The 21,205-nt window shown below is 68.9% G+C and carries 21 protein-coding genes; 17 read left to right on the top strand and 4 right to left on the bottom strand.

The genetic code is table 11. The annotated features are described in order from the left end of the window. The first annotated feature begins 14 nt into the window (after positions 1-14). The 10 genes from AC0QTQ_RS14055 to AC0QTQ_RS14010 all read left to right on the top strand — a co-directional run bounded on the left by AC0QTQ_RS14055 (position 15) and on the right by AC0QTQ_RS14010 (position 9,522). On the top strand, positions 15-857 hold the full coding sequence (locus tag AC0QTQ_RS14055) for a PaaX family transcriptional regulator C-terminal domain-containing protein (RefSeq protein WP_480257087.1): 843 nt from the start codon (positions 15-17) through the stop codon (positions 855-857). 173 nt (positions 858-1,030) lie between these two features. After that, positions 1,031-2,233 (top strand): 3-oxoadipyl-CoA thiolase, encoded by a 1,203-nt coding sequence (gene pcaF / locus AC0QTQ_RS14050; RefSeq protein ID WP_480259238.1) that lies wholly within the window; start codon positions 1,031-1,033, stop codon positions 2,231-2,233. A 17-nt stretch (positions 2,234-2,250) separates the two neighbouring features. Continuing rightward, positions 2,251-3,249 (top strand): 1,2-phenylacetyl-CoA epoxidase subunit PaaA, encoded by a 999-nt coding sequence (paaA, locus tag AC0QTQ_RS14045; RefSeq protein ID WP_480257086.1) that lies wholly within the window; start codon positions 2,251-2,253, stop codon positions 3,247-3,249. A 59-nt stretch (positions 3,250-3,308) separates the two neighbouring features. Then, the gene (gene paaB, locus AC0QTQ_RS14040; protein WP_121534490.1) at positions 3,309-3,593 is read left to right on the top strand and encodes a 1,2-phenylacetyl-CoA epoxidase subunit PaaB; all 285 of its coding nucleotides are present in this window, start codon (positions 3,309-3,311) and stop codon (positions 3,591-3,593) included. After that, a complete protein-coding gene (gene paaC, locus AC0QTQ_RS14035; protein WP_121534489.1) occupies positions 3,593-4,360 on the top strand; it encodes a 1,2-phenylacetyl-CoA epoxidase subunit PaaC in 768 nt (255 codons plus the stop codon). The genes paaB and paaC overlap by 1 nt, the downstream gene beginning before the upstream one ends. A 4-nt stretch (positions 4,361-4,364) precedes the next feature. Continuing rightward, on the top strand, positions 4,365-4,886 hold the full coding sequence (gene paaD / locus AC0QTQ_RS14030) for a 1,2-phenylacetyl-CoA epoxidase subunit PaaD (protein ID WP_121534488.1): 522 nt from the start codon (positions 4,365-4,367) through the stop codon (positions 4,884-4,886). Positions 4,887-4,914: 28 nt separating this feature from the next. Beyond that, the gene (gene paaE / locus AC0QTQ_RS14025) at positions 4,915-5,991 is read left to right on the top strand and encodes a 1,2-phenylacetyl-CoA epoxidase subunit PaaE (RefSeq protein ID WP_121534487.1); all 1,077 of its coding nucleotides are present in this window, start codon (positions 4,915-4,917) and stop codon (positions 5,989-5,991) included. An 8-nt stretch (positions 5,992-5,999) separates the two neighbouring features. Beyond that, positions 6,000-6,752: a Phenylacetic acid catabolic protein gene (locus tag AC0QTQ_RS14020; protein WP_480257085.1), complete on the top strand. Its 753-nt coding sequence runs from the start codon at positions 6,000-6,002 to the stop codon at positions 6,750-6,752. Between the two features lie 62 nt (positions 6,753-6,814). Continuing rightward, positions 6,815-8,875: a phenylacetic acid degradation bifunctional protein PaaZ gene (gene paaZ / locus AC0QTQ_RS14015; RefSeq protein ID WP_480257084.1), complete on the top strand. Its 2,061-nt coding sequence runs from the start codon at positions 6,815-6,817 to the stop codon at positions 8,873-8,875. Next, complete coding sequence (locus AC0QTQ_RS14010) at positions 8,875-9,522, top strand: phenylacetic acid degradation protein PaaY (RefSeq protein WP_480257083.1); 648 nt, start codon at positions 8,875-8,877, stop codon at positions 9,520-9,522. Before paaZ ends, AC0QTQ_RS14010 begins: the two co-directional genes overlap by 1 nt. On the opposite strand, the gene AC0QTQ_RS14005 is transcribed toward AC0QTQ_RS14010, so the two are convergent. The 4 genes from AC0QTQ_RS14005 to paaG all read right to left on the bottom strand — a co-directional run bounded on the left by AC0QTQ_RS14005 (position 9,506) and on the right by paaG (position 12,857). Continuing rightward, positions 9,506-10,105, bottom strand: a complete 600-nt coding sequence (locus AC0QTQ_RS14005; protein WP_480257082.1) for a TetR/AcrR family transcriptional regulator — start codon at positions 10,103-10,105, stop codon at positions 9,506-9,508. The two genes, AC0QTQ_RS14010 and AC0QTQ_RS14005, sit on opposite strands and share 17 nt — an antisense overlap. 163 nt (positions 10,106-10,268) lie before the next feature. Then, positions 10,269-11,579: a phenylacetate--CoA ligase PaaK gene (gene paaK / locus AC0QTQ_RS14000; protein WP_480257081.1), complete on the bottom strand. Its 1,311-nt coding sequence runs from the start codon at positions 11,577-11,579 to the stop codon at positions 10,269-10,271. A gap of 31 nt (positions 11,580-11,610) precedes the next feature. Next, positions 11,611-12,048: a hydroxyphenylacetyl-CoA thioesterase PaaI gene (gene paaI, locus AC0QTQ_RS13995; protein ID WP_480259237.1), complete on the bottom strand. Its 438-nt coding sequence runs from the start codon at positions 12,046-12,048 to the stop codon at positions 11,611-11,613. Positions 12,049-12,062: 14 nt separating this feature from the next. Next, positions 12,063-12,857, bottom strand: a complete 795-nt coding sequence (gene paaG, locus AC0QTQ_RS13990) for a 2-(1,2-epoxy-1,2-dihydrophenyl)acetyl-CoA isomerase PaaG (protein WP_121534480.1) — start codon at positions 12,855-12,857, stop codon at positions 12,063-12,065. 119 nt (positions 12,858-12,976) lie between these two features. Between paaG and paaN the strand changes: the two genes are divergently transcribed. The 7 genes from paaN to AC0QTQ_RS13955 all read left to right on the top strand — a co-directional run bounded on the left by paaN (position 12,977) and on the right by AC0QTQ_RS13955 (position 21,175). Further along, entirely contained in the window at positions 12,977-14,626 is a 1,650-nt protein-coding gene (gene paaN, locus AC0QTQ_RS13985; protein ID WP_121534479.1) for a phenylacetic acid degradation protein PaaN, read from the top strand. 34 nt (positions 14,627-14,660) lie between these two features. Beyond that, the gene (locus tag AC0QTQ_RS13980; RefSeq protein ID WP_121534478.1) at positions 14,661-15,797 is read left to right on the top strand and encodes an ABC transporter substrate-binding protein; all 1,137 of its coding nucleotides are present in this window, start codon (positions 14,661-14,663) and stop codon (positions 15,795-15,797) included. 127 nt (positions 15,798-15,924) lie between these two features. Then, positions 15,925-16,797, top strand: coding sequence for a branched-chain amino acid ABC transporter permease (locus AC0QTQ_RS13975; protein ID WP_121534477.1), 873 nt, complete (start codon positions 15,925-15,927; stop codon positions 16,795-16,797). 4 nt (positions 16,798-16,801) lie between these two features. Then, complete coding sequence (locus AC0QTQ_RS13970) at positions 16,802-17,758, top strand: branched-chain amino acid ABC transporter permease (RefSeq protein ID WP_121534476.1); 957 nt, start codon at positions 16,802-16,804, stop codon at positions 17,756-17,758. Continuing rightward, entirely contained in the window at positions 17,755-18,540 is a 786-nt protein-coding gene (locus AC0QTQ_RS13965) for an ABC transporter ATP-binding protein (protein WP_480257080.1), read from the top strand. The genes AC0QTQ_RS13970 and AC0QTQ_RS13965 overlap by 4 nt, the downstream gene beginning before the upstream one ends. Then, entirely contained in the window at positions 18,527-19,228 is a 702-nt protein-coding gene (locus AC0QTQ_RS13960) for an ABC transporter ATP-binding protein (RefSeq protein WP_480257079.1), read from the top strand. The genes AC0QTQ_RS13965 and AC0QTQ_RS13960 overlap by 14 nt, the downstream gene beginning before the upstream one ends. A 3-nt stretch (positions 19,229-19,231) precedes the next feature. Next, the gene (locus AC0QTQ_RS13955) at positions 19,232-21,175 is read left to right on the top strand and encodes a 3-hydroxyacyl-CoA dehydrogenase NAD-binding domain-containing protein (protein WP_480257078.1); all 1,944 of its coding nucleotides are present in this window, start codon (positions 19,232-19,234) and stop codon (positions 21,173-21,175) included. Positions 21,176-21,205 lie beyond the last annotated feature (30 nt).

Genomic DNA, 21,205 nt, shown 5'->3' with positions numbered 1-21,205 from the left:
GCGCAGAGGGGGCCATGACGCAGGGCGAAGCTGTTGCAGAACTGACCGCGGGGCTGACGGTGACGGCGGCCTCCTTCATCGTCACGGTCTATGGCGACGTGGTGGTGCCGCGCGGCGAGGTTCTGTGGATGGGCAGCCTGATCGGCATCTGCGCCCGGATCGGCATCAGCGAGAACCTCGTGCGCACCGCGACCTCGCGCCTTGTCGCGGCCGGGCGGCTGGAGGGGGAGCGGGCCGGGCGGCGCAGCTTCTACCGCCTTGCCCCCGCGGCGCGCGCCGAGTTTTCCGAGGCGGCGCGGCTGCTCTATGCGCCCCGGTTGCGGCCTGCGGGCTGGCTGGTTCTGGCGGCCGAGGACGTCCCCGAGGAGACCCTGCGGCGGTTCCATCTGGCGCGCATGGGCGGCGATCTGTGGATCTGTCCCGATTGGGGCGAGCTGCCCCCGGGCGCGGCGCTGGTGCTGCGCAGCCCCGGCAATGATCCGGCGCATTGTCCGGGCCTTGCCCGGTTCTGGGATCTGACCGGGCTTGCCGCGCGCTATGACGCGATGATCGCCCGGTTCGGGCCTCTGGCCGCAGATCTGCGCGCCGGCCGACGGCTGGCGCCGGCCGAGGCGCTGACCGCGCGGCTGCTGCTGGTGCATCTCTATCGCGGGGCGCTGCTGCGCGACCCGCTGTTGCCCGAGGCGGCGCTGCCGCCGGGCTGGAGCGGGGCGGTGGCGCAGGTGCTGTTCCGGCAGCTCTATCTGGATCTGACCCCGGCCGCCGAGGCGGAGATTGCCGCGGTGCTCGAGGATCAGGACGGCGCCTTGCCCGCCGCCACGCCGACAAGCGCGGCCCGGCTCGACAGCCTGAGATAACCACCGTGCGCGGCGGCCGATCCCCGCGCCGGCAGGGGGCTGGCCTTAAACATTACATGATGTCGGCAAAATTGCTTTGACATGTATTGTTTCGATGGTATTCATTGACCGTGCGGTCGGCGAATTTGGGAGAATCGTCGGCCTTTCCGGGAAATGCGAAGGAGCGAGGCATGTTGGACGCCTTCATCTGCGATGCTGTGCGCACGCCGATCGGTCGTTATGGCGGGGCGCTGGCGCAGGTTCGCGCCGATGATCTTGCGGCGCTGCCGCTGGCTGCGCTGATGGCGCGCAACCCGCAGGTGGACTGGTTGGCGGTCGACGACCTGATCTATGGCTGCGCCAATCAGGCGGGCGAGGACAACCGCAACGTCGGCCGCATGGCGGTGCTGCTCGCGGGCATGCCGGTCGGCGTGCCGGGCACCACGGTGAACCGTCTGTGCGGCTCGGGGATGGATGCGGTCGGCATGGCGGCCCGCGCGATCAAGGCGGGCGACTGCGACTTCGTCATCGCGGGCGGGGTCGAGAGCATGTCGCGCGCCCCCTTCGTGATGCCCAAGGCCGAAAGCGCCTTCTCGCGCACGAATGCGGTCTATGACACCACCATCGGCTGGCGCTTCGTGAACCCGAAGATGCAGGCGCGGTTCGGCGTCGACAGCATGCCGCAGACCGCCGACAACGTCGCCGCCGATTTCGGCATCTCGCGCGAAGATCAGGACGCTTTCGCGGCGCGCTCGCAGGAACGCTGGGCGGCGGCGCAGGCGGCCGGGATCTTCGCCGAGGAGATCGTCCCGGTGACGATCTCGCAAAAGAAGGGCGCGCCGATCGTCTTCGACACCGACGAGCATCCGCGCCCGGGCACCACGGTCGAGATGCTGGCGAAGCTGCGCGGCGTGAACGGGCCGGATCTGTCGGTGACGGCCGGCAATGCCTCGGGCGTCAATGACGGGGCGGCGGCGCTGGCGATCCTGTCGGAACAGGCCGCGCGCGCCCAGGGCCTGACGCCCCGGGCCCGGATCGTGGCGATGGCCGCCGCCGGGGTCGAACCCCGGATCATGGGGATCGGTCCGGCGCCTGCCGCGAAGAAGGTTCTGGCCCGCGCCGGGCTGAGCATCGGGCAGATGGACGTGATCGAGCTGAACGAGGCCTTTGCCAGCCAGGCGCTGGCCACGCTGCGCGATCTCGGCCTGCCCGACGATGCGCCGCAGGTGAACCCCAATGGCGGGGCGATCGCGCTGGGCCATCCGCTCGGCATGTCGGGGGCCCGGCTCGTCACCACCGCGATGTATCAGCTCCACCGCACCGGCGGGCGCTATGCGCTGTGCACCATGTGCATCGGCGTCGGCCAGGGCATCGCCATCATCATCGAACGCGTCTGAGGGAGGAGAAGCCAGCCATGTATGCACAGCTTGTGAAATCCGAAGGGGCCAAGCCCCGCGAGGAAATGACCCCGGAAGAGATCGCCTTCCAGGAGCGCATCGACCGCGGCGAGAAGATCGAGCCGAAGGAATGGATGCCCGAGGGCTATCGCAAGACGCTGATCCGCCAGATCGGCCAGCACGCCCACAGCGAGATCGTCGGCCAGTTGCCCGAGGGCAACTGGATCACCCGTGCGCCCACGCTCGAGCGCAAGGCGATCCTGCTTGCCAAGGTGCAGGACGAGGCGGGCCACGGCCTCTATCTCTACAGCGCCGCCGAGACGCTCGGCGTGAGCCGCGACGAGCTGCTCGAGAAGCTGCACAGCGGCAACATGAAATATTCGTCGATCTTCAACTATCCGACGCTGAACTGGGCCGACATCGGCGCGGTCGGCTGGCTGGTCGACGGCGCGGCGATCATGAACCAGGTGCCGCTGCAGCGCACCTCCTATGGCCCCTACAGCCGCGCGATGATCCGCATCTGCAAGGAGGAGAGCTTCCACCAGCGGCAGGGCTACGACATCATGATGAAGATGGCCGCGGGCACGCCCGAGCAGAAGGCGATGGCGCAGGATGCGCTCAACCGCTTCTGGTATCCGGCGTTGATGATGTTCGGCCCCTCGGACAAGGACAGCGTCCATTCGGCGCAGTCGATGGCCTGGAAGATCAAGATCAACACCAATGACGAGCTGCGGCAGAAATTCGTCGATCAGACCGTGCCGCAGGCGAAATACCTCGGCCTGTCGATCCCGGACGAGAACCTCGCCTGGAACGAGGAGAAGGGCGGCTGGGATTTCAGCGAACCCGACTGGTCCGAGTTCTTCGCGGTGATCGCCGGCAACGGTCCGTGCAACGAGGAGCGGCTTGGCGCCCGGGTCAAGGCCTGGGAGGACGGCGCCTGGTTCCGCGACGGGCTGATGGCCCATGCCGAAAAGGCCGAGGCCCGCCGCCGCGCCGCCCGCGTGGCCGCCGAGTAACCGATCGCGGGCGGTGACGCCCGCCTCTTTCCCTATCCAGCTTCGGGAGGAAGCAAGACATGTCCAGCCAATGGCCCCTGTGGGAAATCTTCATCCGCGGCCAGCACGGCCTGAACCACCGCCACGTCGGGTCGCTGCACGCGCCGGATGCCGAGATGGCGATCCGCAACGCGCGCGACGTCTACACCCGCCGCAATGAAGGCGTGTCGATCTGGGTGGTGCCGTCGAATGCGATCACCGCCTCGAGCCCGTCCGAGAAGGGGCCGCTGTTCGAGCCGTCGAATGCCAAGGTCTATCGCCACCCGACCTTCTTCGACATTCCCGAAGAAGTGGGGCACATGTGATGGCCGGTGCAGTCGATCAGGCAGCCTTTGTCGAATGGCTGCAACGGATTGGCGACAATGCGCTGATCCTCGGGCACCGCGTCTCGGAATGGTGCGGCCATGCCCCGGTGCTGGAAGAGGACATCGCGCTGGCCAACCAGGCGCTGGACCTGATCGGCCAGTGCCAGCTGTGGCTGGGCCTTGCCGCCGAGGTCGAGGGCCGGGGCCGCACCGCCGACCAGCTCGCCTATCTGCGCGATGCGGTCGAGTTCCGCAACCTGCTGCTGGTCGAGCGCCCGAACGGCGATTTCGGCCAGACCCTGATGCGGCAGTTCCTGTTCGACGCCTTCCACATCGAGCTGTTGCGGGCGCTGAAATCCTCCGCCGATCCGCGCGTGGCCGAGATCGCGGCCAAGGCGGAAAAGGAAGTGGCCTATCATCTGGAGCGCTCGGCCGATCTGGTGGTGCGGCTTGGCGACGGCACCGCGGAAAGCCATGCGCGCATGGAAAAGGCGCTGAAATCGCAGTGGCCCTACACCGGCGAGATGTTCCTCGACGATGCCGTCGACGCGGCGATGGCACAGGCGGGCATCGCGCCCTTGCCCTCGAGCCTGCGCCCCGCCTGGGAGCGCACGGTGTCCGAGGTGCTGGCCGAGGCGACGCTGGCCCATCCGGGCGAGGCGTTCAGTCACAAGGGCGGCAAGCGGGGCGTGCATACCGAGCATCTGGGCTTCGTCCTGGCCGAGATGCAATTCCTGCAACGGGCCTATCCGGGCGCCGTCTGGTAACGCCATGACCGCAGTTCAGCCCGATCTTTCCGAGGTGTGGCACTGGCTTTCCCAGGTGCCGGACCCGGAGATCCCGGTGATCTCGCTGACCGATCTCGGCATCATCCGCGATCTGGTCTGGGAGGGTGACACGCTGGTCGTCACGGTGACCCCGACCTATTCGGGCTGCCCCGCGACCAGCATCATCAACCTCGACATCGAGACCGCGCTGCGCGGCCACGGGATCGGCAAGCTGCGGCTGGAGCGGCAGCTGTCGCCGCCCTGGACCAGCGACTGGATCACCGCCGCGGCGCGCGAGAAGCTGCGCGCCTATGGCATCGCGCCGCCCGTCGACGGCACCGCCGCCGACGGACGGCTGGCCGGGCGCATCTCGCGGCTGGCGGGCACCTCGAACCTGGTGATCGCCTGCCCGCGCTGCGGCTCGACCCGGACCGAAAAGATCAGCCAGTTCGGCTCGACCCCCTGCAAGGCCAGCTGGCGCTGCACGGACTGTCTGGAACCCTTCGACTATTTCAAGTGCATCTGAGGATGCCGCTGCACAGGAACGAACCCGCATGGCACGCTTCCATCCGCTGACCGTGACCGACGTGCGCCGCGAAACCCGCGACGCCGTGGTCGTCACCCTCGCCCCCAGGGACGAGGACCGCGCCCTGTTCGATTTCACCCAGGGACAATATCTGACGCTGCGCCGCGACTTCGACGGCGAGGAGCTGCGCCGCAGCTACTCGATCTGCGCGGGCGTGGGCGAGGGGGTGCTGAAGGTCGGCATCAAGCGCGTCGATGGCGGCGCCTTCTCGACCTGGGCGAACGAGAACCTCGCCCCCGGCGACGAGATCGACGCGATGCCGCCGATGGGCAAGTTCTTCACCCCGATCGAGCCCGAGGCCGAGAAGCAGTATCTGGGTTTTGCCGGCGGCTCGGGCATCACGCCGCTGCTGTCGATCATCAAGACCGTGCTGGCGCGCGAGCCGAAGTCGAAGTTCACCCTCGTCTATGCCAATCGCCAGATCAGCTCGATCATGTTCCGCGAGGAGCTGGAGGATCTGAAGAACCTCCACCTCGGCCGGCTGTCGGTCATCCACGTGCTGGAACAGGAAGGGCAGGAGATCGACCTGTTCACCGGCCGCATCGACGCCGCGAAGATGCAGGCGCTGTTCGCGCACTGGCTTGATGCGAGCGCGGTGGATACCGCCTTCATCTGCGGTCCCGAACCGATGATGCTGGCGATTGCCGCGGCGCTGCGCGACCACGGCCTTGCCGACAGCCAGATCCGCTTCGAGCTCTTCGCCAGCGGCCAGCCCGGCCGCGCCCGCACCCGCGCGGTGTCGAAAACCGCGGTGGCGCCGGGCACCGGCACCGAGGCGACGGTGACGCTGGATGGCGCCACCCGCAGTTTCGAGATGGCGCGCCAGGGGCAGACGATCCTCGAGGCGGCGCTCGAGGCGAAGATGGACGCCCCCTATTCGTGCAAGGCCGGGGTCTGTTCCACCTGTCGCTGCAAGGTGCTGGAAGGCGAGGTCGAGATGGTCGTCAACCACGCGCTCGAAGATTACGAGGTTCGCGCCGGCTATGTCCTGTCCTGCCAGGCGATGCCGCTGAGCGCGCGCGTCGTCGTCACCTATGACGAATGAGGCCCGAGATGTCCGACACGATGAACCTCGACGACTATCTCGCGCAGGGCGGCGTGCTGACCGCCCCCGGCAACGTGCCTGCCCGCTATCGCGGCGAGCTGATGCGGCTGATGTCGTCCTTTGTGGACAGCGAGCTGGCCGCCTCGGCCGGCTTCGCGGGGGCGATCAATTTTGCCCCCGGCATCCGCGAGCGCATCGCCGCGAGCCGGATCACTCTTGAAAAGGCCGATCACGCCGAGCGCGTGCTGACGGTGATGGCGGATTTCGGCACCGATGCCGGGCGCTATCAGCGCCAGCATGACTGGTCGGCGCGGGTGCCGCGCGATGCCGATCTGGGCACCAGCCGGCAGGCGGGCGACATGCGGCTTTCGGTGTTCCACTACCCGATCACCGGCTGGGCCGATGCGGTGGTGATGAATGTGCTGCAGGGCCTCGCCACCGGCGTGCAGATGACCGAGCTGACCCGGGTCTCCTATGGCCCGCTCGCCGAGGTCTTCCGCGCCATCGCCCCGCGCGAGCAGCGCCACGCCGAACTCGGCCTCGAGGGGCTCGAGCGGCTCGTGGCGAGTGACGAGGGCAGGGCGCAGGTGCAGGCCGCGCTGGCCTACTGGCAGCCGCGCGTTGCCGCGACCTTCGGCGTGGCGGGATCGGAACGCTATCCGATGCTGCGCAAGTTCGGCCTGCGCCACGCCCCGAACGAGGAGCTGCTGGCGCGCTGGAAGACGCTGGTGGCCGAGCATCTGGCCGCCTCGGGCCTGTAAGGCCGGAACAGACATCTGCGGGGGCAACAGGCCCCCGCACCCCAGGAAATGAAGGAAAAGCCATGACCGTCGCGCCGCGCCGTCTTGAAAGCTATGTTTGCGGAAGCTGGACCCCCGGCACCGGAGAGGGGCAGCTGTTGCTTGATGCCGCGACCGGCGATCCGGTGGCGCGCATCGATTCCTCGGGGATCGACTTTGCCGCCGTGCTCGAACACGGCCGCCGCGTCGCCGGCCCCCGGCTGCGGGCGATGTCCTTCCATGACCGCGCCGGGATGCTCAAGGCGCTGGGCCTCGCGCTGATGGAGCGCAAGGAAGAATTCTATGCCGAGAGCCTGCACACCGGCGCCACCCGGCCCGATGGCTGGATCGACATCGAGGGCGGCATCGGCACGATGCTGACCTTCGCCTCGAAGGGCCGTCGCGAATTGCCGAACACCCGCGTGCTGACGGATGGCGCGGTCGAGGGGCTGTCGAAGGATGGCAGCTTCGTCGCCCAGCACATCCTGTCGCCGCTGCAGGGGGTGGCGGTGCATATCAACGCCTTCAACTTCCCGATCTGGGGGATGCTGGAGAAGATCGCGCCGACCCTGCTTGCGGGGATGCCCTGCGTGGTGAAGCCGGCCAGCCAGACCGCCTATCTGACCGAGCTGTGCGTGCGCCGCATCATCGAGACCGGCCTTCTGCCCGAGGGGGCGCTGCAGCTGATCTCGGGGTCGGTGGGCGATCTGCTCGACCATGTGACCGGACAGGACGCGGTCACCTTCACCGGGTCGGCCTCGACCGGGCGCCGGCTGAAGGCGCATCCGGCGGTCATCGCCAATTCGGTGCGCTTCACCATGGAGGCCGACAGCCTCAACGCCTCGATCCTTGGTCCGGACGCCGGGCCGGGCACGCCGGAATTCGATCTGTTCGTCAAGGAAGTCACGCGCGAGATGACGGCGAAGGCGGGGCAGAAATGCACCGCCATCCGCCGGGTCATCGCGCCGCGCGCGCATGTTCAGGCGCTGGTCGAGGCGCTGGGCGAGCGGCTGGGCAAGACCGCGCTCGGTCTGCCGGGCGATGCCGCCACCCGCATGGGGGCGCTTGCCAGTCTCGAGCAGCGCGCCGAGGTGCGGGCCCGCATCCGCGACCTGCAGACCGATGCCGAGATCGTCGCGGGCAGTCTCGACGAGGTCCGCGTCAGCTCGGGCGATGCCGAGCGGGGGGCCTTCCTCAACCCGGTGCTGATGTATTGCGACCGGCCCTTCGCCGCGACCGCGGTGCATGACGTCGAGGCCTTCGGGCCGGTGTCGACCGTCATGCCCTATGACACGCCCGAGGAGGCGGTGGAGCTGAGCCGGATGGGCAAGGGCTCGCTCGTCACCTCGGTCTTCACCGATGATCCGGCGGTGGCCGAGGAGATCGTTCTGGGCGCCGCGCCCTTCCACGGCCGGGTGCTGATCGGCAACCGCGCCTCGGCCAAGACCTCGACCGGGCACGGCTCGCCGCTTGCGCCGCTCGTTCATGGCGGGCCCGGGCGCGCCGGCGGCGGCGAGGAGATGGGCGGCATCCGCGGCGTCAAGCACTACATGCAGCGCACCGCGGTGCAGGGCTGCCCGCGTCTGCTGTCGGCGGTCACCGGGCGCTGGATCGAGGGGGCGGCGGCGCAGCACGATGTCCACCCGTTCCGCAAGTCGCTGGCCGAGCTGCGGATCGGCGACCAGCTCGTCACCGCTTCGCGCACGGTCACGCTCGAGGATGTCGAGCATTTCGCCCGCTTCACCGGCGACACCTTCTACGCCCACATGGATGCCGCGGCGGCGAAGGCGAACCCGTTCTTCGAGGACCGGGTGGCGCATGGCTATCTGATCGCGAGCTTTGCCGCGGGGCTCTTCGTCGAGCCCAGCCCGGGCCCGGTTCTGGCCAATTACGGGGTGGACAACCTGCGCTTCCTGACGCCGGTCTATTTCGGCGACACGCTGCAGGTGCGGCTGACCTGCAAGGAGATCAACCCGCGTGCCAATGCCGAGCATGGCGAGGTCCGCTGGGATTGCCAGGTCACCAATCAGGACGGCGCGGTCGTCGCGCAATATGACGTTCTGACCATGGTGGCCAAGCACTGGCCGCCGGAGGCGGTGGCGTGATGGCGCGGGTCTACAGCTATGACGGGATCGTGCCGGTCATCGATCCGGGCGCCTTCGTGCATCCCGAGGCGGTGGTGATCGGCGACGTTCTGGTGGGGGCGGGGGCCTATGTCGGCCCCTGCGCGGTGCTGCGCGGCGATTTCGGCCGGATCGTGCTGCAGCCGGGCTGCAACGTGCAGGAAACCTGCGTGGTGCATTCCTTCCCCGGCAAGGATGTGGTGATCGAGACCGAGGGCCACATCGGCCATGGCGCGGTGCTGCATGGCTGCCACATCGGCCGCAACGCGATGGTGGGGATGAATGCCGTGGTGATGGACGAGGCGGTGGTGGGCGAGAACACCATCGTCGCCGCCATGGCCTTCGTGAAGGCCGGTGCGCAGGTGCCCGCGAACGTGCTGCTGGTCGGCTCGCCGGCCAAGGTGGTGCGGGAGCTGACGCCCGAGGAGATCGGCTGGAAGCGGCGCGGCACCGGGGTCTATCAGCGCCTCGCGATCGAGGCGGCGCAGAAGATCGCGCCCGCCGAGCCGCTTGCGCATGCCGAGCCCGATCGCCGCCGCGCCGAGGCCCCGGCCTATGACCCGCTGGTTCTGGCGCGTGCGGGGTTCGGCGAGGGCGGGGGCGAGCGCGGGGTCAGCGGACGGCCTTGACCCCTTCGAGGATCAGGGTCGTCGCGATATCGGCATAATCCTCGCGCGAGATCCGGCCGCCGTCTCGGAACCACATGTACATCCAGTTCATCATGCCGAAGAGCGACATGGTGACCGGCGTCAGCAGCGGGCGGTCCTTGTCGTTGAGGCCGGGATTGATCATGTCGAGCACCAGCGCGAAGCGGCGCACGATCTGGCGTTCGAGGGCGAGGATCTCGGCCTTCTGCTCCTCGGAGAGCGCCGAGGAGGCGTTCAGCTGCACCTTGTGCTGATTGTCCGCGCCGCGATAGGTCTCGAGCACCGCACCCACCAGCTCGCGCAGGCGAGCGTTCGGGGCGAGTTCGGGATTGTCGGCCTCCTCGACGGCGTTGTCCAGCTCCTCGAGATGGGTGACGATGATCGCGAAGATCAGCGCATCCTTGCTCGGGTAATAGTGGTAGAGCAGCGCCTTCGACACATGGGCATGCGCCGCGACCTGCGCCATCGAGGCTTTTTCCATTCCCTGCTCGGCAAAGACCTGCGCAGCACTGTCCAGGATGCTGCGCTGCTTTTCCTCGAAATCCTGGGCTCGGGTCCGGGCCATGGCAGTCACTTTCCTCATGACAGGGGCCGTCTGCGCCCCTGAAACACCGGGGGAAGGCCCCCCGGTTTCGCTTTAGACCCGGCAAGAAGCCCTGTCACGGGTTCATTGACCGATCAGTCACTCTTTGGCCGGGGAGGGGCGCAGGCATCCGCGCCCCCGCCGGTCAGGCGCTCGGGCGGTTGTCGACGACGCGCTTGGCCTTGCCGTCCGACCGGGCCATCGAGTTCGGATCGCGCACCTCGATCCGGGTGGTGACGCCGACGACCGACTTGATGTGATGCGACAGCTCCTTGGCCGAGGCGGCGCGGGCGGCCTCGTCGGTCATGTCGGTGGCGCATTCGACGTGCACGGTCATGTTGTCCATCCGGCCCGAGCGGCTCAGCTCGATCTGGAAATGCGGCGCGAGGCCCCGGCACTTCAGGATCTGCTCCTCGATCTGGGTCGGGAAGACATTGACGCCGCGCAGGATAATCATGTCGTCCGAGCGGCCGGTGATCTTCTCGATCCGCCGCATCGAGCGCGCGGTGCCGGGCAGCAGGCGCGTCAGGTCGCGGGTGCGGTAGCGCACCATCGGCAGGCCTTCCTTGGTCAGCGTGGTGAAGACCAGCTCGCCCATCTGGCCGTCGGGCAGCACTGCGCCGGTCACCGGGTCGATGATCTCGGGGTAGAAGTGGTCTTCCCAGACATGCAGCCCGTCCTTGGTTTCCACGCATTCCTGCGCGACGCCGGGGCCCATCACCTCGGACAGGCCGTAGATGTCGACGGCGTGCATGTCGAAGGCCTGCTCGATCTCGGCGCGCATGGAATCGGTCCAGGGTTCGGCGCCGAAGATGCCGACCTTCAGCGAGGAGGCGCGCGGGTCGAGGCCCTGACGGCGGAACTCGTCGAGGATCGACAGCATGTAGCTCGGTGTCACCATGATGATCGAGGGCTTGAAGTCGTTGATCAGCGTCACTTGGCGCTCGGTCATCCCGCCCGAGATCGGCACCACGGTGCAGCCCAGCCGTTCGGCCCCGTAATGGGCGCCGATGCCGCCGGTGAACAGGCCGTAGCCATAGGCATTGTGCAGCATGTCGCCCGGACGCCCGCCCGCCGCGCGGATCGAGCGCGCGATCAGATTGGCCCAGTGGTCGATGTCGGCGGCGGTATAGCCGACCACGGTCGGCTTGCCGGTGGTGCCCGAGGAGCCGTGGATGCGCACCAGTTTCGACTGCGGCACGGCGAACATGCCGAAGGGGTAGGTGTCGCGCAGGTCCTGTTTCACCGTGAAGGGGAATTTCGCGATGTCGGACAGCGACTTCAGGTCTTCCGGATGCACGTCATGCTCGATGAAGCGCTTGCGGTAGAAGGGCGAGTTCTCGAAGGCATGGCGCAGCGAGCGCTTCATGCGGTGGAACTGCAGCGCCTCGATCTCGTCGCGCGAGGCGATCTCGATCGGGTCCAGCTCCTTGCGATTCGGGGTCAGGTCTTCCATGGCTTCCTCCCTTGGAAATGACGGGGCCGGGTCAGATCGACGGATCGACCGGCAGATGGGTGCCCTTGACGGTGCGGGAATGGCCGCGGAACTCGGCCACCTGCGCGCCATCCTGGTTGGTGATGCGGACGTCGTAGATCCCCGAGCGACCGTGGCGCGAGACTTCGCGCGCGGTCGCGGTCAGCCGGTCGCCGATATGCACGGGGATCAGGTAGGACACGCTGCAATGCTGCGCCACGGCGCGCTGGTTGTAGCTGTTGCAGGCGAAGGCGAAGGTGCTGTCGGCGAGGGTGAAGATATAGCCGCCATGGCAATTGCCGTGGCCGTTCGACATCGCCTCGGTGACAGTCATCGACAGCCGGGCGGCGCCCGGTGCGACCTGCTCGAGCGTCATGTTCAGCCGCTGGCTGGCCGAATCGTCGTTCCACATCGCCGCGGCCGCGGCCTCGGCAAGCTCCTGCGGGGTCATTTCCGCGACGGTCTTCATTGGCCCGTGAACTCCGGTTTGCGCTTCTCGAGGAAGGCGGTGACGCCTTCGGCATAATCGGCGCTGCGGCCGGCGATCTGCTGGCAGTCGCGCTCCATGTCGAGCTGCGCGTCGAGGCTGTTGGTGGCGGCGGCCTGGATCAGGCGCTTGGTCAGCCCGAGGCCCAGTGTCGGCCCGGCGGCAAGGCTGCGCGCCAGGGTCTGCGCCGTGTCGATCAGCGCGTCGTCCTCGACCGCCTTCCAGATCAGCCCCCAGTCGGCGGCCGTCTCGGCGCCCAGCGGCTCGGCAGTCAGGGCCAGCGCCTTGGCGCGCGGCTCGCCGAGGATCCGGGTCAGGCTGAAGGTGCCGCCGGCATCGGGGATCAGGCCGATCTTCGCGAAGGCCTGGATGAAGCGCGCCGATTTCGCCGCAAGAACGATGTCGCAGGCGAAGGCGATATTGGCACCGGCCCCCGCCGCCACCCCGTTCACCGCGCAGACCACCGGCTTTTCCAGCGCCCGCAGCAGCCGCAGATTGGGGTTGTAGAAGGTCTCGAGCGTCCGCCCCAGATCCGGGGCCGGGCCGCCCTTGCGCGGATCGCGGTCGCCAAGATCCTGCCCGGCACAGAAGCCGCGCCCGGCGCCGGTCAGCAGCACCGCCCGCACCGCGCTGTCATCGCGCGCACGCTCGATGCCCGCGCGCAGCGCAAGGTGCATCTCCTCGTTGAAGGCGTTCAGCTTGTCTGGCCGGTTGAGTGTCAGCGTCAGGACGCCATCGGCCAGGGCCGACAGCACGGTTGGCGTGCTGGTCATGTCTGTTTCCTCCCTTGCCCGAAAAAAACTCGGGCCCTCGTGAAAACTCGTTGCATAAACCGACCGGTCGGTCAATTGTAAACTTGTTCCGGGACCGATCCCCCGGATGGAGGAGAATCATGACCGATCTGTTTGCCCGCCACAGCGCCTTGCTGAACGATGCCGTGCAGGCGCTCAAGTCGCGTGGCTTCTGGTCGCCGTTCCCCGAGACGCCGAGCGGCAAGATCTATGGCGAGACCGCGCGCGCCGATGGCGAGGCGGGCTTTGCTGCGCTGCTCGGTCAGCCCTTCGTGCTGCCGGGGCATCCGGAGACCGCGCAGGTCGGGGCCGAGCTTTCGCCCTTCGGCCCGGCGCTCGGCATCACCTATCCCGCCGCCGATCCCGCCACGCTGATCGCGGCGGCGCAGGCTGCGGCGCCGGCTTTCGCGGCGGCCGGCCCCGAGGCGCGGGTCGGGGCGCTGATCGAGGCGTTGCAGCGGCTGAACCGGATCAGCTTCCTGATCGGCACGGCGACGATGCACACCACCGGTCAGGCCTTTGCCATGGCCTTCCAGGCCGGCGGCCCGCATGCGCAGGATCGCGGCCTCGAGGCGGTGGCGATGGCCTGGGACGAGATGACCCGCTTTGCCGCTGCGGCGCGTTGGGAAAAGCCGCAGGGCAAGGCCGCGCCGCTGGTGCTGGAAAAGCACTGGACGCTGGTGCCGGCCGGGCTGTCGCTGGTGATCGGCTGCAACACCTTCCCGACCTGGAACGCCTATCCGGGGCTTTTCGCCAGCCTGGCGACCGGCAATCCGGTGATCGTCAAGCCGCATCCGGCGGCGATCCTTCCGCTCGCGCTGACCGTGCGGGTGCTGCGCGAGGTCTTTGCCGAGGCGGGCCTGCCCGCCGATGCGGTGCTGCTTGCCGCCGATACGGCCGAGGCGCCGGTGACGCAGGGGCTGGCCACCGATCCGGCGGTGCGGCTGATCGATTTCACCGGCTCGTCGGCCTTCGGGGACTGGCTGCGCCGCAATGCGACCCAGGCCCGGCTCTTCACCGAGGAAACCGGGGTGAACACCGTCACCATCGCCGCAAGCCCCGATTTCGCCGGCATGTGCGACAACCTCGCCTTCTCGCTGGCGCTCTATTCCGGCCAGATGTGCAGTGCGCCGCAGACGATCTTCGTGCCCGGCAGCGGGATCGAGACCGATCAGGGCCACAAGAGCTTCGACGCGGTGGCGCAGGGGCTGGCCGAGGCCATCGACCGGCTGCTTGCCGATCCGGCCCGCGCGGCGGGGGTGGCGGGCGCGCTCGCCAATCCCGCGACGCTGGACCGGCTGCAGGCGGCCCGCACCGCGGGGCGGGTGATCCGCGACAGCGCCGCGCTCGGCACGGGCCGGACGGCCTCGCCGCTGGTGCTCGCGGTGGCGGCAGGGGAGGCCGCCGCCGAGCAGGAGTGCTTCGGCCCCGTCGCCTTCGTCGTGGCCTGTGGCGATGCCGAGGAGGGCATTTCCCGCGCCGCGGCGCTTGCCCGCGACAAGGGCGCGATCACCGCCGCGCTCTATGACACCGACGAGGCCCGCATCGGCCGCGCCATTCGGGCATTTGCCGGGGCAGGGGTCAATCTCTCGATCAACCTGACCGGCAACATCTTCGTCAACCAGTCGGCCGCCTTCAGTGACTTCCACGTCACCGGCGCCAATCCGGCGGGCAATGCCTGCCTGACCGACACCGCCTTCGTTGCCCCGCGGTTCCACCGCGTGATGTGGCGAAGGCAGATCGCGACCTGACCCATCGTCATCCAGTTCTCAGGGAGGAGACCAGATGAAGACCATACTCGCAACCACCGCCCTTCTGACCATGGGCCTGAGCTCGGCCGCGCTGGCCGAGATCCGGCTCGGCGCCAGCATCTCGGCGACCGGCCCCGCCGCCTTTCTCGGCGATCCCGAGGCGAAGACGCTCGAAATGCTGGTCGAGGCGCTGAACGCGGCGGGCGGCATCAACGGCGAAGACGTCAAGCTCGTGATGTATGACGACGGCGGCGACCCGAACAAGGCCCGCACCTTCGCCACCCGCCTCGTCGAGGACGACGAGGTGGTGGCGATCATCGGCGGCACCTCGACCGGCACCTCGATGTCGATCCTCGCCATCGCCGAGGATGCCGAGATCCCCTTCATCTCGCTGGCCGGTGCGATCGACATCATCGATCCGGTGAAGCCCTATACCTTCAAGACCCCGCACACCGACCGCATGGCCTGCCAGAAGATCTTCGAGGACATGAAGGCGCAGGGCTACACGAAGATCGGCATGATCTCGGGCACCGACGGTTTCGGGGCCTCGATGCAGGCCCAGTGCAAGTCGGTGGTGGCCGATTACGGCATCGAGATCGTCGCCGACGAGACTTATGACCCGAAGGACGCCGACATGACGGCGCAGCTGACCAAGATCAGGAACGCGCCGGGGGTGCAGGCGGTGCTGAACCCGGGCTTCGGTCAGGGGCCCTCGATCGTGACGCGCAACTACAAGCAGCTCGATATCGGTCTGCCGTTCTACCAGTCGCATGGCGTGGCCTCGGATGGCTTCATCCAGCTCGCCGGGGCCGAGGCGGCCGAGGGCGTGCGCCTGCCCGGCACCGCGCTGCTGGTCGCCGATCTGCTGGCCGAGGACGACGTGCAAAAGCCGGTCGTCACCGCCTACAAGGCCGCCTTCGAGGCGAAGACCGGCACGCCGGTCGGCACCTTCGGCGGCTATGCCCATGACGCCTTCCTGATCCTGACCGATGCCATCGCCCGCGCCGGCTCGAGCGAGCCCGCCGCGATCCGCGACGCGATCGAGGCGACCTCGGGGCTGGCGGGCACGACGGGGGTCTACACCTTCTCGAGCACCGACCACCTCGGCCTCGACCTGTCGGCATTCCGGATGCTGGAGATCCGCGGCGGCAAGTGGACGCTGGTGGAGTAATCCGCCCCGTCCATCCGAGCCCGACCCTGGCCCCCGCGCAGCGCGCGGACGGGGCCGGGGCGACCACAGCCCCGCCCGACCGGGCAGGGGCGATGTCCTCAATGCCCGCCTGACGCCGGGGGAGCCCATGTCGGAACTTCTGCAATTCCTCTTTTCGGGGGTCACCATCGGCGCGGTCTATGCGCTGGTCGCCCTCGGTTTCACGATCATCTACAACGCCTCGGACGTGGTGAACTTCGCCCAGGGCGAGTTCGTCATGCTCGGCGGCATGATCACCTGGTTCGCCCATGCCGCGGGCCTGCCGCTGCCGCTGGCCGCCCTGATCGCGATCGCCGCGACGGCCTGTCTGGGCGTGGCGATGAACAAGCTGATGATCGAGCCCGCGCGCGGCGCCCCGGTGGTGTCGCTGATCATCATCACCATCGGCGCCTCGATCTTCATCGAGGGCGCGGCGCAGCTGGTCTTCGACAAGCAGATCCACAGCTTCCCGGCCTTTTCCGGCGATGCCCCGATCCGCGTCGGCGGGGCGACGATCCTGCCGCAAAGCCTCTGGGTCACCGGCGGGGCGATCGCCGTCTTCGTCGGGCTGTGGCTGTTCTTCACCCGCACCCTGCTCGGACGCGCGGTGCTCGCGACCTCGAACAACCGGCTCGCGGCGCAGCTGGTGGGGATCAATACCACTTTCGTGATGACGCTGTCCTTTGCGCTCTCGGCCGCGATCGGGGCGCTGGCGGGCGTGCTGGCGACCCCGATCACCCTGACCTCCTATGGCGTCGGCATCGGCTTCGCGCTCAAGGGCTTTGCCGGGGCGATGCTGGGCGGCATGGGCAATCCCAAGGGCGCGCTCGTCGGCGGCTTCGCGATCGGCATGATCGAGGCGCTGACGGCGGGCTACCTGTCCTCGCAATACAAGGATGCGGCGGCCTTCGTGGTGATCCTCGCGGTGCTGTTCTTCCTGCCGCAGGGCCTGTTCGGCCGCACGTCGACGGATCGGGTGTGACGCGATGAAGATGACCCCGAAAACCGCGACCCTGCTGGTGCTGGCGGCGCTGATCGCGCTGACGCCGTTCTTCTTCCCCTCGGGCTATTACTACCGGGTCGGCGCGCTGCTCTTCGTCAACGGCATCGCCGTGACGGGCATGGTGATCCTGACCGGCTATGCCGGGCAGATCAGTCTCGGCCACGCCGGCTTCGCCGGGATCGGCGCCTATGCCTGTGCGCTTGCACCGGTGCACTGGGGCCTGCATCCGGCGCTGGCCGTGATCCTCGGTGCCGCGATCTCCGCGATCCTCGCCTTCCTCGTCGGGCGGCCGATCCTGCGGCTGAAGGGCTATTACCTCGGCGTCGCGACGCTGGGCCTCGGCATCCTCGTCGCGATGGTGCTGAACAACGAGCGCCAGCTGACCGGCGGCCCGGACGGCATGGCGGTGCCCGAGCTCGGCCTGCGCGCCCTGCTGAAGGGCTGGGGGCTGACGCTGAGCAACGGCGAGTTCTGGTATTTCTTCTGCGGCCTCGTTCTGCTGGTCGGCGCCTGGCTGGCGCTGAACCTCTACGCGAGCCCCACCGGCCGCGCCCTGCGCGCGCTGCACGGCTCCGAGGTGGCGGCGCGCACGGTCGGCATCGACGTGGCGCGGCTGAAGCTGCAGGCCTTCGTGATCTCGGCGGTCTATGCCTCGGTCTCGGGCTCGCTGCTGGCGCTGCAGAACAAGTTCGTCACCCCCGATGTCGCGGGCTTCATGCACTCGATCGAGATGGTGACGATGGCGGTTCTGGGCGGCGTCGGCTCGGTGCTGGGCGCGATCTTCGGCGCCGGCATCCTGACGCTGCTGCCGCAGGTGCTGACGGTCTTTGCCGAATACGAACAGATGGTTCTGGGCCTGGTCATGGTGCTGGTGATGATCTTCCTGCGCGAGGGGCTGCTGCCCTCGGTCCTCAGGAAATTCCGGGGGAAAGACGAATGAGCGACCTGCTTTCGATCGAGGGGCTCGGCATCACGTTCGGCGGGCTGAAGGCGGTGCACGATGTCAGCTTCCGGGTCCGCCCGGGCGAGATCGTGTCGGTCATCGGGCCCAATGGCGCGGGCAAGACGACGCTGTTCAACATGATCTCTGGCGTCTATCGCCCCGGCGCCGGCCGCGTCGTGCTGGAGGGCGAGGACGTCACCGGGATGGAGCCGCATCTTCTGGCCCGTCGCGGCATGAGCCGCACCTTCCAGAACCTGCAGATCTTCCCGTCGATGACGGCGCTCGAGAACGCGGTGACCGGCTATCACCTGCAGGAGCGCGGCCCGGTGCTGGCCGATCTGCTCGGCCTGCCCGGCGCGCGCGCGCGCGCCCGCCGGGCCGAGGAGGGGGCGCGCGCCCTGCTGGCGCGGGTCGGGCTTGAACGCGCCGCCGAACGGGCGGCGGGCAATCTCTCCTATGGCAGCCTCAAGCGGCTGGAGATCGCCCGCGCGCTGGCGCTGGAGCCGAAGGTGCTGCTGCTCGACGAGCCCGCCGCCGGCTGCAACGCCGTCGAAACCGAGGAGATCGACCATCTGATCGCCGAGGTGGCCGCCTCGGGCGTCGCCATCCTGCTGGTCGAGCATGACATGAAGATGGTGATGCGGATCTCTAACCACATCGTGGTGCTCGACCATGGCGAGAAGATCGCCGAGGGCGACCCGGCCACGGTCAGCCGCAACCCGGCGGTGATCGCCGCCTATCTGGGCGTTGAGGAGGGGCAGGACCATGCTCACGGTTGAGGGACTGCGCTCGCGCTACGGGCGCATCGAGGTGTTGCATGGCATCGACCTCGAGGTGCAATCGGGCGAGATCGTCACCGTCGTCGGCGCGAATGGCGCAGGCAAGACGACGCTGCTGCGCTGCCTGTCGGGGGTGCAGCCGGTGAGCTCGGGCACGATCACCTTCCGCGGCGAGGCGCTGGTGCCGGTGCCGGCCTATCGGCGACTGGCGCGGGGCCTTGCGCAATCGCCCGAGGGGCGGCAGATCTTCACCAATCTGACGGTGGAGGAGAACCTGCGCCTTGGCGCCTTCCTGTTCGCCGACGACCGGGTCGAGAAGGACATGGACGATGCCTTCCGGATGTTCCCGGTGCTGAAGGAAAAGCGCAACCTCGCGGCGGGCGGCCTGTCGGGCGGGCAGCAGCAGATGCTGGCGATGGCGCGGGCGCTGATGGGCCGGCCGTCCTGCCTGCTGCTCGACGAGCCCTCGATGGGGCTCGCGCCGATCATCGTCGCGCAGATCTTCGAGGTGGTGAAGGGGATCCGCGACCTCGGCGTCACCACGCTTCTGGTCGAACAGAACGCCTTCGGCGCGCTGAAGATCGCCGACCGCGGCTATGTGATGGAAACCGGCCATATCACTATGTCGGGGGCCGCCGAAGAGCTGATCGCCGATCCGCGCATCCGTGAAGCCTATCTGGGAATCTGAACCATGAGTCTCGTGAGCATTGCCCGTTCGGGCACGATCGCCACCGTCACCGTCGACAATCCGCCGGTCAACGCCCTGTCACAGGCGCTGCGCCAGCGGCTGTGGGAGGCCGTCGCCACCTGCGACGCCGATCCCGAGGTGCAGGCCGTGGTGCTGCTCTGTGCCGGGCGCACCTTCATCGCCGGCGCCGATGTCGCCGAATTCGGCACGCCACCGGTGGCGCCGCATCTGCCCGATCTGGTGGCGCGGATCGAGGGCGCGGCGAAACCTTGGATCGCGGCGATCCACGGCTCGGCCCTTGGCGGCGGCTTCGAGATCGCCATGGGCTGCCGTTTCCGCGTCGCGCTCGGCAGCGCCTCGGTCGGCCTGCCCGAGGTGACGCTCGGCATCGTGCCGGGCGCAGGCGGCACCGTGCGCAGCCCGCGGCTGGCGGGCGTCGCGGCGGCGGTGGAGCTGGTCACCACCGGCAGGCCGGTGAAGGCCGCGCGGGCGCAGGCGCTCGGCCTCGTCGATGCCGTGGTGACGGGCGATCTGGCCGGGGCCGCGTGCGCCTTCGCACGGCAGGCACTGACCCGTCCGCTGCCGCCGCCGATCTCGCGGCGCGCCATCGCGGCGCCCGAGGCGGGGTTCTGGACCGCCCGCGAGGCCGAGGTCGCGAAAGCGGCGAAGGGGGCGGGCGCGCCGCTGCGCGCGCTATCATGCCTGCGCCGGGCGGTCGAGGCGCCCTTCGCCGAGGCGATGGACTTCGAGCGCGCCACCTTCCTCGAGCTGCGCGGCAGCGAGCAGGCCGCGGCGCTGCGCCATGTGTTCTTCGCCGAGCGCACCGCGCCGCGGCCGCGGCATCTGGCCGGCCACGAGCCGCTGCCGCTGCGCAGTGCCGGGGTCGTCGGCGGCGGCACGATGGGAGCGGGGATCGCCGCGGCGCTGCGCGATGCCGGCCTGCCCGTCGTGCTGATCGAGCGCGACGCCGAGGCCGTCGCGCGCGGCATCGCCAATCTGCAGGCGATCTTCGACGGCGCGGTCAAGCGCGGCAAGCTGACCCCCGAGCAGGCCGCCGCGCGGCTGGCGGGGGTGACCGGCACCACCGAATATGCCGCGCTCGCCGGGGTCGATCTGGTGATCGAGGCAGTCTTCGAGGAGATCGGCGTCAAGCGCGCGGTCTTTGCCGAGCTTGGCCGGGTGTGCCGCGCCGATGCGGTGCTGGCGACCAATACCTCGTATCTCGATCCGCGGCTGATCGCCGCCGGCGTGCCCAACCCGCACCGCTTCCTCGGGCTGCATTTCTTCAGCCCGGCCAATGTGATGAAGCTGCTCGAGATCGTGCCGGTGCCGGACACCGCGCCCGCGGTGCTGGCCACCGGCTTTGCGCTGGCGCGGCTGCTGGGCAAGATCCCGGTCGAGGCCGGGATCTGCGAGGGCTTCATCGGCAACCGCATCCTGAAACGCTATCGCGCCGCGGCGGAGGGGCTGGTGCGCCAGGGCGTGGCGATCGCGGCCGTCGATGCGGCGATGCGCGCCCACGGCTTTGCCATGGGCCCGTTCGAGGCGCAGGATCTGGGCGGGCTCGACATCGCCTTCCTGCAACGCGAAGGCGCGCGGCAGGCCGGGCAGGCGGTGCCCGAGACGCTGGGCGACGTGCTGGTGCGGGCAGGGCGCAAGGGGCAGAAGACCGGCGGCGGCTGGTATGACTATGCGCCGGGCGAGCGCCGGCCGCAGCCCTCGCCGGCGGTTGCCGAGCTGCTGTCGTCGCAGCTGGCGCCGGCCACCGCCATGGCGCCCGAGGCGATCGCGCAGCATCTGGTGGGCGAGATGGCCGCGGAGGGCCGCGCGATCCTGAACGAGGGCATCGCCCGCGCGCCGGGCGATATCGACCTCGTCGAGATCCACGGCTACGGCTATCCGCGCTGGCGCGGTGGTCCGATGTTCGAGACCCGCGACCGGGCCTGACGAAAAGACCGCCCGTGCTCACACGGGCGG

It is taken from the genome of Paenirhodobacter sp. YD-8 (assembly GCF_056590935.1).
Note: the sequence above shows the minus strand (reverse complement) of the source record. Positions and strands in the feature narration are given on the sequence as shown.